Source organism: Oceanobacillus senegalensis (genome assembly GCF_900176885.1).
In the GTDB taxonomy this organism is placed as follows: Bacteria; Bacillota; Bacilli; order Bacillales; family Amphibacillaceae; genus Oceanobacillus; species Oceanobacillus senegalensis.
In genome coordinates, this window is the sequence record NZ_LT839648.1 from 2,422,773 (window position 1) to 2,437,111 (window position 14,339).

The window sequence follows — 14,339 nt, forward strand, 5'->3', positions numbered from 1 at the left end:
AGTCACGTTTCAAGAGAACTATCCTTGGTATATATATCATCTGTACTTTCTCATTAATAAAAGAAGTTCTCATGGTACACTTTACTAGTGCTAGACATTGCTTCCCCATGTTTTTCCACTGTTAGCTTGTTGTTTATTCCATATAATACGATTGTTATACGATTGTTCTATATTATGGATAGGGGACGGTGTTTATCATGAATTGGCAAAAACAACTATTAACACTAATCAACAAATCAGAAAATGAAAAAATTGCTCTTGCAATAGATATATCAACCGATGAATACCCAATCGAAACCATACGTAATATTATTTCTTTGTTTGAGGAAATAAGAGAAAAAACCCCTTTGGTTCTAGCCGACTATAAAATCAGAGAAATTACAAATACAAAGTCGGCTAAAAACATAACGTTTCATACCCACGGAAGAGCTTCCTATACAGAGGCACTAGAATGGGGGCAAGAAAATGGCATTAAAAATCTTTTCTATATCACGGATGTTACGGGGCACTTTTGGGAAGAATTAAAAATCGACTATAAAGTCACTTGGCTTATACCGGATGACTTTAAACCTCATGTCCCATTTGGGAGAACTTTAAATTTGGTTTAACGGGGACGGTTCGTGATCTCAAGGAACCATTCTCCCCCACAAAATGCCAGTCTCCCATATTACCTAGAGACTGGCATTTTTTCTTTTGATTCACTTTCAACTGCTAAAATGGATTCGTCGCCCAAATTGCTGATGTTTTAATAAAGGATCGCTGTTCAAGTTTTAGAAGGCTTGTCATATACTCCGCTAAATCCTCTGCTTGGGTAAATCTTTCCGGATCACGTTCAGTAGAGCCTATTCCTCTAGTAAATTCTGTTTCAACAAGACTTGGTGTCAGCACACTAACGCGAATATTATTCCGGCGCACCTCCTGCATCAAAGATTCACTCAAACCTATAACTGCAAATTTGGATGCACTATATGCACTAGATCCTTCTGTTCCCTTTAAACCGGACATAGAGGAAATGTTTATAATATCCCCACGATTTCTTTCAATCATCCCTGGTAATATAGCTTTGGTTACATAAACGATGCCCATCACATTGACATCAAGAACCTCTTTCCATTTTTCATTGGGAATTTCTAGAAAAGGACCACGCACCCCTATTGCTGCATTATTAATAAGAATATCAATCGGTCCAAGCTGACTCTCTATATCTTGAACCGCTGCTTTCACCTGTATTTCATTCGACACATCCGCAGCGGCTGTTACAAAGGTTGCTCCTAATGTCGTTAATTCCTTCCGAATTGGATCGAAGCTTTTTTCGGACGTAGCTATTAAACCTAGTTCCACCCCTTCTTTAGCAAGCTCTAACACCGTAGCGCGTCCAATCCCCCTACTAGCACCAGTGATAAGTGCCTTTTTTCCTTTTAATGATTGCATACTCGATCACCCTTCCACTATAAGTATATTACAAACAGCATAGCATATCTGGGTGCTCTTGATGTATATAAAAACAGGTCCTTTATCTATTTTCATAGACAAAAAACCTGTTTTTGAATTCTTACCTTAATTCAACACCAATTCTTCTTCCTTATTAAGTGTTTCTAAGTCTTCTTTAAATTTCTTCACTAATTTTTCTGGCCAGTCCGATGTTGCTTCTAATTTTCCAATAAAGAAACGCATTACTTTCGGTTCATCAACAAAGCGTAATCCACCAATTAACTCTCGATTTTCATATAACCATGTGATTCGGTCTACCGCATATTCAACATGTGAAAGGGAGTAAACACGTCGTGGCATTGCAAGGCGCAATAGCTCCATATTAGATAATGTTTCATTTCCATCTTCGTCACGGTTCTCTGACAATGTTCCACGCTCCATACCTCTTACCCCACTAATAATGTAATATGCTGCTGCAAGAGCCCCTGAAGGATATTCAGTTTGAGGAATGTGGTCTACAAATTCCATAGCATTCACATGACATCCTAAACCGCCTGCTGGTGTAACTACTGGAACACCCCGTTTTTCTAGTTCACTCACCATATATTCAATAAACTTTGGTCCTTGGTTAATCATATCCTCATCCATCGTTTCATCCAGACCAACAACCATTGCTTCCATCTCTCTAACAGACATACCACCATAAGTAAGGAAACCTTCATATAGCGGAACTAGCTCACGCATTTTCGCATAAAGTTCTGCATTATTCGTACATATCCCGCCACCTCGTGCACAGCCAAGTTTACGTGCTGAGAAATAGAAAATATCTGTCAAATCAGCTACTGTTTTACTTATTTCCCTAATACTCATATCCTGGCATTTTTCTTCGCGTGTTTTGATAAAATGGAGATTGTCAGCTAATAAACTAGCATCATAAACAAGCATAAGGCCATACTCATCACAAACTTTACGGACTTCTTGCAAATTTTCAAGAGAGTGAGGTTGTCCGCCAATTAAATTGGTTCCTGCCTCTAAACGAACAAACGAAATGTTTTCTACCCCTTTTTCTTCAATAAAAGTACGGAGCTTATCAATATCTAAATTCCCCTTAAATGGATGACTGCTTTTTATCTCCATTGCCTCATCTAGATAAAGCTCCTCCACTTTTCCTCCATTAATTTCGATATGTGTTTTTGTCGTCGTAAAATGATAATTCATTGGTACGTATGTATTTTCCTGAACAAAGGCCTTTGAAATAATATTCTCACAAGCTCTTCCTTGGTGGGCAGGTAGAAAATAAGTGGAACCAAAAATTTCTTGAACCTTATTTTCTAATTTTGTAAATGTAGCTGAACCAGCATAACTATCATCTGCCTGTAACATTGCAGCTTGCTGTTTATCACTCATTGCATTAACACCACTGTCTGTTAACATATCTAAAAATACATCATCTGTTTTTAATAAAAAGGTATTAAAACCCGCTTCTTTAATCGCCTCTAAACGACGGTCAACAGGTTTGAGATTAATCTTCTGAACTATCCTTGCTTTATGCATTTCCAATGGTAACGATTCCCCGCTAAATAATTTCACATCTGACATTTTATCCCTTCCCTTTCCCCACTATTATTAGAACTTTCAAGTATCTTACTTAAATTATACGCTACAATATATCAGAAAACAACAAAATTCTTTATTACATGAACGCTTTTATGTATTAAAGCAAATCAGAGAGGGATAATACTAACGTATAGTAACCTTTTTCCAACATTAAAAAGAATGGAACATCAAAAAAATGCCAGTTCCCCACTCCTGAGGAAAACTGACATTACCTTAAAACACCTAGAACCTATATTAAATTACCCCTTGTTCAATCATAGCATCTGCTACTTTAACGAATCCTGCTATATTAGCACCTAATACAAGATTTTCTGACTCTCCATATTCTTCTGATGCTTCTGTAGTCTTACGATAAATATCTTTCATAATACTTTGTAATTTTTCATTAACCTCTTCTTTTGTCCATGCAACTCTTGAACTATTTTGCGCCATTTCAAGTGCAGAAACCGCAACTCCACCAGCATTTGCTGCTTTTGCAGGTGCGAATAAAACTTTATTTTCTAAGAAGGTATCAATTGCTTCCTGTGAAGAAGGCATGTTAGCCCCTTCACCAATGGCTTTAATTCCATTTGAAATTAATGTTTCTGCAGCTTCCTGGTCGATCTCGTTCTGTGTTGCACAAGGTAGAGCAATATCACAAGGAATAGACCAAATACCTGCACATCCTACTTCAAACCTAGCCTTTGGACGTTCTTTCACATATTCATAAATACGTTTATTCTCTTCTTCTTTTAATCGTTTGACTAAATCAAGATCTATTCCATTTGGATCAAATACATAACCACTGGAATCACTACATGCTATTACTTTTGCTCCTAGTTCCATCGCTTTTTCCATTGCGTAAATGGATACATTACCTGAACCTGAAACTACGACTGTACTATCCTTAAAGCTTAACCCTTTATCCTTAAGCATTTCTTCTACAAAATATACCGTACCATAACCTGTAGCTTCTTTTCTTCCTAAGCTTCCGCCATATCCGAGACCTTTTCCAGTTAAAACTCCTGCTTCATAGGCACCTTTTAATTTTTTATACTGTCCAAATAAATAGCCGATTTCTCTTGCCCCTACACCGATATCACCAGCTGGTACGTCCGTATCTGGTCCGATGTGCTTACTTAATTCTGTCATAAAGCTTTGACAGAAACGCATGATTTCCATATCTGATTTACCTTTAGGATCAAAATCAGATCCGCCTTTTCCGGCACCGATTGGCTGTCCGGTTAAGGAATTTTTAAAGATTTGCTCAAATCCTAAAAATTTAATAATGCTAGCATTTACAGAAGGATGGAAACGTAGTCCTCCTTTATATGGACCAATCGCACTATTAAATTGTACACGAAAACCACGGTTCACTTTCACGTTTCCTTCATCATCTACCCATGGCACTCTAAAGCTAATTAAACGTTCAGGCTCAATGATTCTTTCAACAACTGCCTGTTTTATATATGTTGGGTTTTTCACAAGGACAGGAATTAAAGAATCGAGCACCTCTTTTACTGCTTGTTGAAACTCCACTTCATTCGGATTACGTTCTACAACCTGCTCATAAAGGCTTTTCACATAATCCTGTGCACGCTCTGCTTGTGTTGCTTTCACTTCTTCAAGTGCTTTCATACTCTTATCATCCCCTAATATATTTTAAAAAATTATTAAAAATTTTTATAATTACTGTCTTTTGTCATGTTTTCATTTTATACTTTTCTTAATGATAGTTACAATATAAATAATCGATTAAATCAATGCTTTAAATGCATTAAACATAGGAGTGATACAAAAAATGGAAATTAGACAGATACAATACTTTATGGAAGCTGCAGAAAGAGAACATGTGACAGAAGCTGCTGATGCCCTTCATGTAGCACAATCTTCAGTTAGTAGACAGATTGGCAATTTAGAGGATGAATTAGGGGTCGAATTATTTATAAGAGAAGGAAGAAGGGTAAAATTAACCCCTCTTGGAAAAATCTTTTATGAACGAGTAAAGCAAGCAATCAATATCTTAGATGATGCAAAAAAAGAGGTTACAGAATATCTAGATCCAGAAAAGGGAACAATCCGAATTGCCTTTCCTAATAGTATGGCAGCACATACATTGCCTTCCATCATCTCTGCTTTCCGTGCAAGATATCCGGAGGCAAAATTTCAAATGACGAATGCCCTTCATCAAGACTTAATTAAAGGGGTTATTAATGGTGATTTCAACTTGGCCATGATATCACCAATGCCAAAAAAAGATAAGGAGAAGAAAATAAATGGAACGACTTTGTTCAGTGAAAATATTGTCGTACTACTACCACTTCAGCACCCATTAGCAAATAAACCCTCCATTCATCTTCAAGAACTAAAAGATGATCCATTCGTAGTATTAACGGAAGGACATAAATTCCGTGACCAGGTCGTTCGTTCATGTAATAAGGCTGGTTTTTCTCCAAAAATATCTTTTGAAGGAGAAAATATTGACGCATTAAAAGGATTGGTATCTGCAGAATTAGGTGTTGCCCTCATGCCAGAAATGACTTTAGTAGATAACACGCCTAGATCCACCGTTATGGTCCCACTAGCAGATACAAGTCTTACCCGTACCGTTGGAATCATCTATCCAGCCCACCGAGAACTACTACCAACCGAAAAAATATTTTACGACTTCTTAAAAGAGACATATGAAAGATTAAATGAATTTAGGATGTAGGCGGGAGTACTTCTGCCATTCTATCCACCCCATACAAAGGAAATTACTTTTACTCTAATTTCCTACATTATTATTTACTCAACATTGAACTAAATTATTTTTTACATTATATGTTTTTTAGTTTAAATAGAATTGGGTTGATATAGCAACCGACCTTAGGCATCATGTTCTTTTTCCATGGCTTCTGCTTTCGTATGATGAACAGTTCCAAATGGGTGTTCTGGAGGTGCATAGATGGTATACAATTTCAGTGGAGTGTTACCTGTGTTAGTTAGATTATGCCATTTTCCAGCTGGGACCATGATAGCATAGTCTTCGTATACACTCTCTTCAAAATCCAACTTATTTTTATTGTCACCCATTTGAACTAGCCCTTCCCCCTCTTCAATGCGTAGGAATTGGTCCACATCGGGATGTACTTCTAGTCCAATATCTTCTCCAACTCTTATACTCATGAGCGTTACTTGTAAATTATCCCCCGTCCATAAAGTGGTTCGGAATGTATCATTTTGCTCTGCTGCATCCTCTATATTAATAACAAATGGATGTCCTCCAAAATCCGTCATATTCATACCTTCTTGCCGCGAAAAAAATTGGTTTTCTATCCCCCATCCTTGTGGATGTGGCCAATACATTGGATAGTATCTCCCATAGTTGTACATAGATGGATTGCTCACGTAATAGGGATGTGGATACATATATGGTATATAGTACATGTTGCCTATTTCCCCCTTTCATGGTTTTACAACTACATCCTATGCAACAATTCAGAGAATGGTTCTTGGTTAAAACAATAGCGTAGTCGTGAGAGTATTCTCCAACAACTACGCTATTGTGAGTACTGAACCTAAACACCATTTATCTATTCTGTTTTTTACTCTAATTTAAATAAATGCCCTACGTTACTAATAATTGAAAAATATAAGGTGATTGAGTTGAATACGCTTTACTCTTTTTTAAGTATATCTGTAAAAGAATGCAAAAATCCGCCTGCCATTGATTACATCATACAAACCTCTTAAAGTTTCATTACGGAAAGTTAAGTTAAGTACAAATTACAAATTTCCCACCTAACGTTCTTTCAGTTCACGTATGCGAACATAAGCATTAATAATTAGTCACATCAGAACCGTCCCTAAATGCTCTTGTTTCTTCATGCTGGCAATTGGTGCAATAAAAATAGTGTAAGCATTGATGGTTTTCTAATGACTTGGTATCACCATCAACCATTTTCACCATATCAATATCTAGATAGGCACTATAGTCATCGAAATAATCCATGACTTTTCCATGATCATCCATGTTTGACTGACAGTTTGGACATGAAATCATAACCATCTCTATACCATTACATAAAGGACATAAATCCATGGTTTAGATCCCCCTTTTTCCCATATATATCTAGAATCTCTCAAAGATAAACGATTTATGTATGGAGGAGAATGGGTGATCTGAATGAAAACAGCTAATGGTCTAACTACTTTAAGTAGAAATTACCATCCAGCGTACAGTACCTTGAATGAAGCCATGGAAAGTTGTGAAAAAATTGATAGAAACCTATCCAGCTGCACATAAAGCAAAAGGTACCTTAACAGCCGTAAAAAAAGGCTTTAGATACCGTTAATCCGACATTAACTGGCGGCGTTTTTTTAGGTTGATGTCTTAAGCACCGTCACCATATTTATAAAAGTTTATAAAAGTATGTTATCCTATTAGGCAGTAATGAAGTCCACCAAAGGAGATTATAAAAAATGGATGTACCTATTCTCTATGAGGACAATCATTTGCTATTTGTAGAAAAGCCAGTGAATGTACCTGTCCAAGAGGATCAAACGAAAGATTTAGATTTACTCTCTTACTTGAAAAAGGATATAAAAATTCGTTACCAAAAACCCGGAAATGTTTATCTCGGGCTTGTTCACCGGTTGGATCGCCCGGTTGGTGGTGTTATGGTATTTGCCAAGACATCGAAAGCAGCCTCCCGTTTATCGGATGTTATACGGAGAAATAACATGGAGAAGAGATATCTAGCAGTAGTTCGGGGAAAACCAAAGAAAGAGCGCGATATTTTAGAAGACTATCTTATTAAGGATCGTAGCAAAAACACGGTGTACGTTGTAGAACCAACTCATGAAAAGGCAAAAAAAGCGCTATTGGAATATGAAGTTATTGGGGAAAAGAATGGATTAAGTTTATTATCCATCAAACTTCACACAGGTAGACCCCACCAAATTCGCGTCCAGTTATCTTCTCGCAACTGTCCGCTTTATGGGGATCAAAAATATGGACAAAACGTAAATAAGCCTGGACAACAAATTGCCTTATGGTCACAAACACTTGCATTCGAGCACCCAACCAAAAAAGAAGAAATTAGCGTGCAGTCGCAACCACCAAATGAATATCCTTGGAATCTATGGTATTAGGAGGATGGTTCTTAACCGACCATCCTCCCTTCCTTTTCATTAAGGTGCAAATGGAAAATAAGTAAAAGCGACAACGAATAAACCAATCCATCCACCCCATAAATAAACGAGACTAAATAGAATATCTAAACTTATTAAAAGCCACCTTTTCCATGATACGTTTTTTAACGCTACTTGAATCCAGCGATAATTGATCATCACTAAAAGGTAAAATCCTAAGACAATATACCATGGGACAACCCATTCTCCTACCTGTTGGGCCGATTCCGTTGTTCGACCTTCAAAAAAACCGGATTGAATTTTTATGATTTGACCACCAACAATAAATATAAAAACTAATATTCCGCCTATTCCGCCTAACCATTTCCTCTCTTGTCGCGTTGTCCCTATTAACAAACAAGAACCAATCACAACGAATAAGGAAAATAATATAAAGTCGATAGTGATTCTCCCCTTCCTAAAACCATATAACTACTGAATCTATTTTGAACGAACTAGACCGTGGCACAAGAACCATCTTATGAATCCCTATGAATCATGCCTTATTGGGACCGTTTCCACTTCACCATTGTTGATATCCATTCTATACAGGTGATAGTCGCTATCCCGACTTCCAAATTGTTTGTCTACCATAAAATAAATTACTTTCCCATCTGGTCCTAGGGTTGGATTGGAGGTATGCTCCTTCAAATCTGTTATCTGTTTCTCTTCTTCTGTCTCTCGATTATAATGAAAAAGCTCATACTGATAAATCCCGTTATCTCCCGTTTCATTTACCGCTTGAAAGATAAATCCATCCTCATTCGGTGTTAGGGTAAAATCATAAATATCCTTATTCCCTTCTTTTAAACTTGCAACTTGATAGCTATGGGGATTATCTAATGGAATTTCAAAAATACGCTGATGTGATGCAAAGATATCGTCTGCTGTTTCAGCATGTTCATCATCAAACATCGATACATATGCTTTATTTTCTGTGCTAGATACTTGTAAGGATTGCATCATATATTTTTTCAGGTTTGTATGTTTTGTTGTTTCGCCACTAGAAATCTGATAGCTGAACAAATCGAAATCATGCGGGCGTGCACTTGCGATTGGTGAATAATTTTCAAATGTTTGGGCCTTCAAATAATAAATGAAATCTTCATTTTTCGGATGGTATTCTATTTCTGTCACTAAAGCTTTCTCTGAAACCAACTCTTTCATTTTCGATGATTCTATATTTATAACTTTAATTACACTCTTTAAATCTATTTCCTTACTTTTATAAGCAACAACATAAGCAAGCTCTTTCTCATCTGCAGAAAAACTGATATCCAAGATTTCTTGCGTGTCTTCCAATTGTACGATAGGATTAGACTGGATTTTCGAATTATTTTCTAAATAAATGCCGGGCTTTCCCTTTTCATAAAACACATAGGCAATGCTTCCATCTGATGCTACATCATAAATAGAAGTAAACCCTTCTCTTTTTTCATATTCTTCCTGATCAAAAATGATTCCTAATCCAATTAACGTGATGGTTATTAATCCACTGATAGTTACAATGGAAACAATCCACTTTTTCTTCATCATATCCCCCTTTACAAACCAGTAAAAATGACTGAGAAATACCAAAGAATAATGAATATAATAGCAAGAGGAAAAATGGCTAGAATGAATGCTACTTTCTTTCTCCTTTTACGAATTAAATTCATTTGCATGATATAAAGAATAATCCATACAAGCAATGGGATAAGTGGAATAATCATGGAAGGTGATAACATACCAGTCATTACCAATATCCCCCATAGAAAGAATAAGACAAAGCCAATGACACCTACCCCAGCTGTCATATTAAGAATATGTAGCCATTTAGCATGTGTAGGTAACGGGTGATCACTTTCCATATAGTCATGAATGGTTGTTCTGTAAATCAAAATAATAGCCAGTAAAATAATGAAACTGGCAGTGATAAATAATGGTGTTGATAGGGCAGTGTCCATAATCCCAGTTGTCAACAGTAAACCGAACAAATAGATTGCGATATGTAAAACTAGTAGACTATTCATCCATAAACGCCGGTTCAAAAATGCAAATGATTGAATGGAAAAAATAAATAGAAACGTACTTACGACCATAGAGAGGACTAACCATAAAATATAGGCATCTCCTTCATCGAACAACTGAACCAAATAGATTGCTATAGAAAAAATAATCGAGACAGTGGCTAGAACTCTCATCATTTCTTTTCTTAAAGGAAACATAGCCTGTTGAATTTGTTCCCCCACCTCTACTTCATTCCCAAAGTGCTCCATTGCCTTCGCTTCCGCTTCTTTCTCGGAAAGCCCTTGCTCCATCCATTCATTCTTAGACATTTCTAAATGAACCATTAGTTCTTCATATAGGTCATCCTTTTCCTCTTGATTCCCTTCTATTTGTTGTACGGCTTTTTCCACAAATTTCTCGAACGCATTGGTCATATTAGTCCCTCCGAACTTTTATGCACCAGCGATTCAATCAGTTTCCAGTTCTCTTGCTTTCGTTTTAACTCTTTCCTACCTGATTCTGTTATATGGTAATATTTCCTTCTACCGTTTTCGGTGTTACTCCAATAGGACTCTATCCATTGTTTTCTTTCTAATCGCTTTAAAGCCGAGTATAATGTCCCCTCACTCATCTCATATGTTTCATTACTGAGCTTTTTTAAGATTTTCGTCATTTCATAGCCATATAAATCACGCTGAGAAATTAAAGACATCAGTAATAAATCAATACTTCCCTTCATCATTTCCTTATCCACCATCCAACTCACCTCCATTTATCTTCTATCAACAGTGTAATACGATGTACATCGTATTACAAGGGTGATGTAATTATTTTCATTGTATCCATTGTTATAATGTTTACTATTTTCAATGAGTCATTTTTTAATTGGATAGTAATGTACCAGTAGTTTCAATTATTATTAGTCTAATGATGGGTAGTTTACATATGCCATACTAATCAGAACGCCCCTCTAATCCGTTAGCACACCAAAACCGAACAAATTTCCTATGAAAATAGTATTATTTTAAAAAAAGATGGCAATAACTTTACTATAGTAAATGGAAAGGGTTAGATTCATGGATAAATTTAATTTACAAAGCTCTATTCGCACTGGCGACGATTCCATTGAAATAGGATTTTCTCGAAATGGAGCAATAAGTGGGGCCGCCATAGGTAGTTTTCTTGGAGGAAAAATCGCTGGTAACGTCGGTGCAGCTGCCGGTTATGTAGTAGGAGGAATGGTTGGAGCCTTTTTCGGCCCAGCGGATTCATAGAATAATAAAAGAATGATTCGTTAAGTAGAGTAGAAAATACAAAACGAGTCGTTCTTTTATTTCTACTAAAAGTCAAACATATATCTTCACTTGTTATGAGAAGATCACATAAAGTGAATCTTCATTCAGTTTGGGTTTTCTTTCACCCAACTGGAACAAAGGCTAAAATCACAACCGTTGCAACGCCTTCCGAGCCCTACATCCTGTAGGCCCCAACGAATCGGGCATTTAGGGGAAATTTATACCACAAAGGTATGACACAAGGCCCTCCCCCATCTAAAATGATTCATGTTTCTTCCATTTTTGGGGTAGGGGGATTACTGCCCCTAACCTGCGATAAATTTTTACTACATTCCCTCTCAGCATTATCTAAAAACAATGGATGGATACAATTAGTGTTTTTCCTTTATTTAAATGATACTAAGAATAAATCTAAAAACATACCAATGTATACAAATCAAGCATTAGTGCAATTTAAAAAATGAAATAGTATTCTATAAATCAGAAATGTGAGGAATAAAATGAAACAGAATCATTCATCCCAAAAGCCTGTAATTTTACTTAATATTGATTCGTTAATGCCTCTGGCGCTTGAGATTGCAACCCAAACAGGTCGTGCTCCGGCCCTCCAGTTTTTGATGGAAAACGGTACATACTTTTCTGATATGGTTACCTCTTTTCCAACCATGTCTGTAACGATTGACAGTACTTTACTAACTGGGACGTATCCGGATCAGCATCAGATTCCTGGCCTACATTGGTTTGACACAAGGACTAAACAATTTATCAACTATGGGACAGGTTTAAGAGAGACGTTCCGAATCGGTTGGAAAAATTCTATTCATAATATGTTGTATCGTCTAAACCACGAACATATGAGTAAAGACGTCTCTACCATTTATGAAGACCTAGCAGAAAACGGAATTTCCTCCGCATCCATCAACTCATTTGTGTATCGCGGAAACAAGGTCCAGCGATTAAAGACACCTAAAATATTAAGTTCCCTCACTCATTTTGAGAATGGCGAGTGGTTAGCTAGCGTACCATCCACATTTTCACTAGGGGCATTTTCGAAATTGCGCGCTAGTGGTATGCCAACTCAAATCGCAGCAGGTAACTATAAGTATACTGCCAAGGAACTGCGTTATCTAATTCGCAAAAAAAAGCTACCAGGATTTACTTTTTGTATATTCCAAGATATGGATGCAAGAATTCATTTTAAAGGGCCAACAGATATAAAACTAATTAAAAAAATTGATCAAGAAATACAAAAAATACTCAATATGTATTCAAGCTGGGAAGAGGCACTTCGTCATAATGTGTGGATGGTCATTGGTGATAATGGCCATGGAGCAACTGGTACAAGCTATCGAAAAAACTTAATTGATTTACGTAAAATCTTTAAAAAATATCGGATTTCCCGTATTCATAAAAAAGTTACGGAAAAAGACCAGCTTGCCCTATGTGTCAACCAACGTATGGCTTATATTTACCTTCTTCATACAAAAACTCCGTTCAGTAAACTTGTTAAACAGCTTAGAAAAGATTCTAGAATAGATGTGATAGCGTGGAAGGAGGAGCAAAATATTCATGTTGCTTCAGGTGTGAAAGGAGGATTATTAACATTCCGACCTGATGGAGCTTATACAGATGTTTATAACCAATCTTGGACAGTGGAAGGTAATTTAGACATCTTAGATTTACAGTTAACAAAAAATCAATTTCTAACCTATGGTGATTATCCGGATGCTTTAGCTAGGATTTTTGGTTCTTTAAACTCCCATGAAGGTCGGTTTATTGTAGCTAATGCAAAACCAGGCTGTGAATTCAAAGCACAGTCTACACCTTTTCACTTAAGTGGAGCAGCCCACGGTTCCTTGCATCGACAGGAATCAAATGTACCATTAATCATTGCAGGCACAAATGAAAAACCAGAATTCTCCCGGCTGGTAGACTTAAAGAAATTTATTTTACCTCTCGTTAAGTAACAATACAAGTAGGGGCTTAGGATGTTTTCCTTGTCCCTACTGAATACGCTAATCCAATAGAACCCGCAATGAATGCAATATATATTAGGAACATATAAATTAGTAACATCCAAGGTTATTAATAAAATCTCTCCACATAATACACCAATTGAAGCAAATTTGTACGTTAGAGCTTTCCCCTTCCCAATTTTATATTAAGAATTCTTTCCTTTGTTAATTTTGTAGTCGCCATAACAAAATCAATGTCCCCATAATTTCTAGGCCTTTTTTCTCCCCTCTTCCTATTCCTCTTTCCTCTTTTTACCAATCCTTGCACTAAAACAACTGTGATGTCTTTAATTCTTTTGATTTTTGTTTACTATAGATAGTGGAGTCCTATTGTACAGTATAAAATAATGTAGTATATTTAAAAGTATTTCTAACCATCCCCCATTTAAATTTGATTTTAGAAAAATAACCCAATAGAAAATAAATCAAAAGAACCGTCCTAGGAGGAAAATTAATGAAAGAAAGATTTTCAATAAGCGTTTTTAAAAATCTAATTGAAAAGAAAATGAAGAAAAAAATCCTAGTGAAAGTTATGTGGAATGACAACGAAAAAATAACCCTATTTATAACCCCAAATATGAAAATTAATTCCTTTATCAATGACGATAAGGAAGGCTATTTTTTTTATGATAACGAAGGTAAGCTTGTAGAATATACGATTCCATGTATTCTTGCAGAAGAGAATTTAGTAAATGGTCAAGTCGTACTTGAAGGTGTAAACGGTAGAAAAATGAAAGTGAACAATCAATTATTATCGAAGGAAGATATCCAATTTTTAAAGCAACAATCAAACTAAAACTCTTCACAAAGTCATATACATTTTTCACGAATTTTAGCT

General features: G+C 36.2%; 16 protein-coding genes. 7 read left to right on the top strand and 9 right to left on the bottom strand.

Annotated features, from left to right (window positions below; genetic code table 11):
* Positions 1–197: 197 nt before the first annotated feature.
* Positions 198–608 carry a VWA-like domain-containing protein gene (locus tag CAO17_RS11775; protein ID WP_085992945.1) on the top strand — a complete coding sequence of 137 codons (411 nt, stop codon included), beginning with the start codon at positions 198–200 and terminating at the stop codon, positions 606–608.
* 103 nt (positions 609–711) lie between these two features.
* On the opposite strand, the gene CAO17_RS11780 is transcribed toward CAO17_RS11775, so the two are convergent.
* From CAO17_RS11780 to gdhA, 3 genes are all read right to left on the bottom strand, one after another.
* The gene (locus tag CAO17_RS11780) at positions 712–1,431 is read right to left on the bottom strand and encodes a 3-ketoacyl-ACP reductase (protein WP_085992946.1); all 720 of its coding nucleotides are present in this window, start codon (positions 1,429–1,431) and stop codon (positions 712–714) included.
* A 126-nt stretch (positions 1,432–1,557) separates the two neighbouring features.
* Positions 1,558–3,030 (bottom strand): tryptophanase, encoded by a 1,473-nt coding sequence (locus CAO17_RS11785; protein WP_085992947.1) that lies wholly within the window; start codon positions 3,028–3,030, stop codon positions 1,558–1,560.
* 252 nt (positions 3,031–3,282) lie between these two features.
* Positions 3,283–4,665 carry an NADP-specific glutamate dehydrogenase gene (gdhA, locus tag CAO17_RS11790; protein ID WP_085992948.1) on the bottom strand — a complete coding sequence of 461 codons (1,383 nt, stop codon included), beginning with the start codon at positions 4,663–4,665 and terminating at the stop codon, positions 3,283–3,285.
* A gap of 163 nt (positions 4,666–4,828) precedes the next feature.
* Here gdhA and gltC point away from each other — a divergent pair, with 163 nt between their 5' ends.
* Positions 4,829–5,740, top strand: a complete 912-nt coding sequence (gene gltC, locus CAO17_RS11795; RefSeq protein WP_085992949.1) for a glutamate biosynthesis transcriptional regulator GltC — start codon at positions 4,829–4,831, stop codon at positions 5,738–5,740.
* A gap of 155 nt (positions 5,741–5,895) precedes the next feature.
* Here the strand turns inward: gltC and CAO17_RS11800 are convergent, their stop codons facing one another.
* Both CAO17_RS11800 and CAO17_RS11805 read right to left on the bottom strand, forming a co-directional pair.
* On the bottom strand, positions 5,896–6,456 hold the full coding sequence (locus CAO17_RS11800) for a cupin domain-containing protein (RefSeq protein WP_085992950.1): 561 nt from the start codon (positions 6,454–6,456) through the stop codon (positions 5,896–5,898).
* 391 nt (positions 6,457–6,847) lie between these two features.
* Positions 6,848–7,111, bottom strand: coding sequence for a hypothetical protein (locus CAO17_RS11805; RefSeq protein WP_085992951.1), 264 nt, complete (start codon positions 7,109–7,111; stop codon positions 6,848–6,850).
* Positions 7,112–7,491: 380 nt separating this feature from the next.
* Between CAO17_RS11805 and CAO17_RS11810 the strand changes: the two genes are divergently transcribed.
* Positions 7,492–8,163: an RluA family pseudouridine synthase gene (locus CAO17_RS11810; RefSeq protein ID WP_085992952.1), complete on the top strand. Its 672-nt coding sequence runs from the start codon at positions 7,492–7,494 to the stop codon at positions 8,161–8,163.
* 39 nt (positions 8,164–8,202) lie between these two features.
* Here CAO17_RS11810 and CAO17_RS11815 read toward each other — a convergent pair whose 3' ends face one another.
* The 4 genes from CAO17_RS11815 to CAO17_RS11830 all read right to left on the bottom strand — a co-directional run bounded on the left by CAO17_RS11815 (position 8,203) and on the right by CAO17_RS11830 (position 10,945).
* Complete coding sequence (locus CAO17_RS11815; RefSeq protein ID WP_218775560.1) at positions 8,203–8,574, bottom strand: hypothetical protein; 372 nt, start codon at positions 8,572–8,574, stop codon at positions 8,203–8,205.
* A gap of 117 nt (positions 8,575–8,691) precedes the next feature.
* Positions 8,692–9,735, bottom strand: a complete 1,044-nt coding sequence (locus CAO17_RS11820; protein ID WP_085992954.1) for a TolB-like translocation protein — start codon at positions 9,733–9,735, stop codon at positions 8,692–8,694.
* Between the two features lie 11 nt (positions 9,736–9,746).
* Positions 9,747–10,625 carry a permease prefix domain 1-containing protein gene (locus CAO17_RS11825; RefSeq protein WP_085992955.1) on the bottom strand — a complete coding sequence of 293 codons (879 nt, stop codon included), beginning with the start codon at positions 10,623–10,625 and terminating at the stop codon, positions 9,747–9,749.
* Positions 10,622–10,945, bottom strand: a complete 324-nt coding sequence (locus tag CAO17_RS11830; protein ID WP_085994473.1) for a PadR family transcriptional regulator — start codon at positions 10,943–10,945, stop codon at positions 10,622–10,624. Before CAO17_RS11830 ends, CAO17_RS11825 begins: the two co-directional genes overlap by 4 nt.
* Positions 10,946–10,984: 39 nt before the next feature.
* Here CAO17_RS11830 and CAO17_RS22115 point away from each other — a divergent pair, with 39 nt between their 5' ends.
* The 4 genes from CAO17_RS22115 (at position 10,985) to CAO17_RS11850 (ending at position 14,297) form a co-directional block, all read left to right on the top strand.
* The gene (locus tag CAO17_RS22115; protein WP_425435912.1) at positions 10,985–11,098 is read left to right on the top strand and encodes a DUF2651 family protein; all 114 of its coding nucleotides are present in this window, start codon (positions 10,985–10,987) and stop codon (positions 11,096–11,098) included.
* 169 nt (positions 11,099–11,267) lie between these two features.
* Positions 11,268–11,465, top strand: coding sequence for a hypothetical protein (locus tag CAO17_RS11835; RefSeq protein ID WP_085992956.1), 198 nt, complete (start codon positions 11,268–11,270; stop codon positions 11,463–11,465).
* A 521-nt stretch (positions 11,466–11,986) separates the two neighbouring features.
* The gene (locus CAO17_RS11845) at positions 11,987–13,453 is read left to right on the top strand and encodes an alkaline phosphatase family protein (RefSeq protein ID WP_085992958.1); all 1,467 of its coding nucleotides are present in this window, start codon (positions 11,987–11,989) and stop codon (positions 13,451–13,453) included.
* Positions 13,454–13,955: 502 nt separating this feature from the next.
* Positions 13,956–14,297 carry a hypothetical protein gene (locus tag CAO17_RS11850; protein ID WP_085992959.1) on the top strand — a complete coding sequence of 114 codons (342 nt, stop codon included), beginning with the start codon at positions 13,956–13,958 and terminating at the stop codon, positions 14,295–14,297.
* Positions 14,298–14,339 lie beyond the last annotated feature (42 nt).

Excerpts from the sequence above, each read along its gene's own strand:
- CAO17_RS11825 (WP_085992955.1), bottom strand. The coding sequence starts at position 10,625 with ATGACCAATGCGTTCGAGAAATTTGTGGAAAAAGCCGTACAACAAATA.
- CAO17_RS11805 (WP_085992951.1), bottom strand. The coding sequence starts at position 7,111 with ATGGATTTATGTCCTTTATGTAATGGTATAGAGATGGTTATGATTTCA.
- CAO17_RS11775 (WP_085992945.1), top strand. The coding sequence starts at position 198 with ATGAATTGGCAAAAACAACTATTAACACTAATCAACAAATCAGAAAAT.
- CAO17_RS11780 (WP_085992946.1), bottom strand. The coding sequence starts at position 1,431 with ATGCAATCATTAAAAGGAAAAAAGGCACTTATCACTGGTGCTAGTAGG.
- CAO17_RS11845 (WP_085992958.1), top strand. The coding sequence starts at position 11,987 with ATGAAACAGAATCATTCATCCCAAAAGCCTGTAATTTTACTTAATATT.
- CAO17_RS11850 (WP_085992959.1), top strand. The coding sequence starts at position 13,956 with ATGAAAGAAAGATTTTCAATAAGCGTTTTTAAAAATCTAATTGAAAAG.
- CAO17_RS11835 (WP_085992956.1), top strand. The coding sequence starts at position 11,268 with ATGGATAAATTTAATTTACAAAGCTCTATTCGCACTGGCGACGATTCC.
- CAO17_RS11800 (WP_085992950.1), bottom strand. The coding sequence starts at position 6,456 with ATGTACTATATACCATATATGTATCCACATCCCTATTACGTGAGCAAT.
- CAO17_RS11820 (WP_085992954.1), bottom strand. The coding sequence starts at position 9,735 with ATGAAGAAAAAGTGGATTGTTTCCATTGTAACTATCAGTGGATTAATA.
- gdhA (WP_085992948.1), bottom strand. The coding sequence starts at position 4,665 with ATGAAAGCACTTGAAGAAGTGAAAGCAACACAAGCAGAGCGTGCACAG.
- gltC (WP_085992949.1), top strand. The coding sequence starts at position 4,829 with ATGGAAATTAGACAGATACAATACTTTATGGAAGCTGCAGAAAGAGAA.
- CAO17_RS11810 (WP_085992952.1), top strand. The coding sequence starts at position 7,492 with ATGGATGTACCTATTCTCTATGAGGACAATCATTTGCTATTTGTAGAA.
- CAO17_RS11785 (WP_085992947.1), bottom strand. The coding sequence starts at position 3,030 with ATGTCAGATGTGAAATTATTTAGCGGGGAATCGTTACCATTGGAAATG.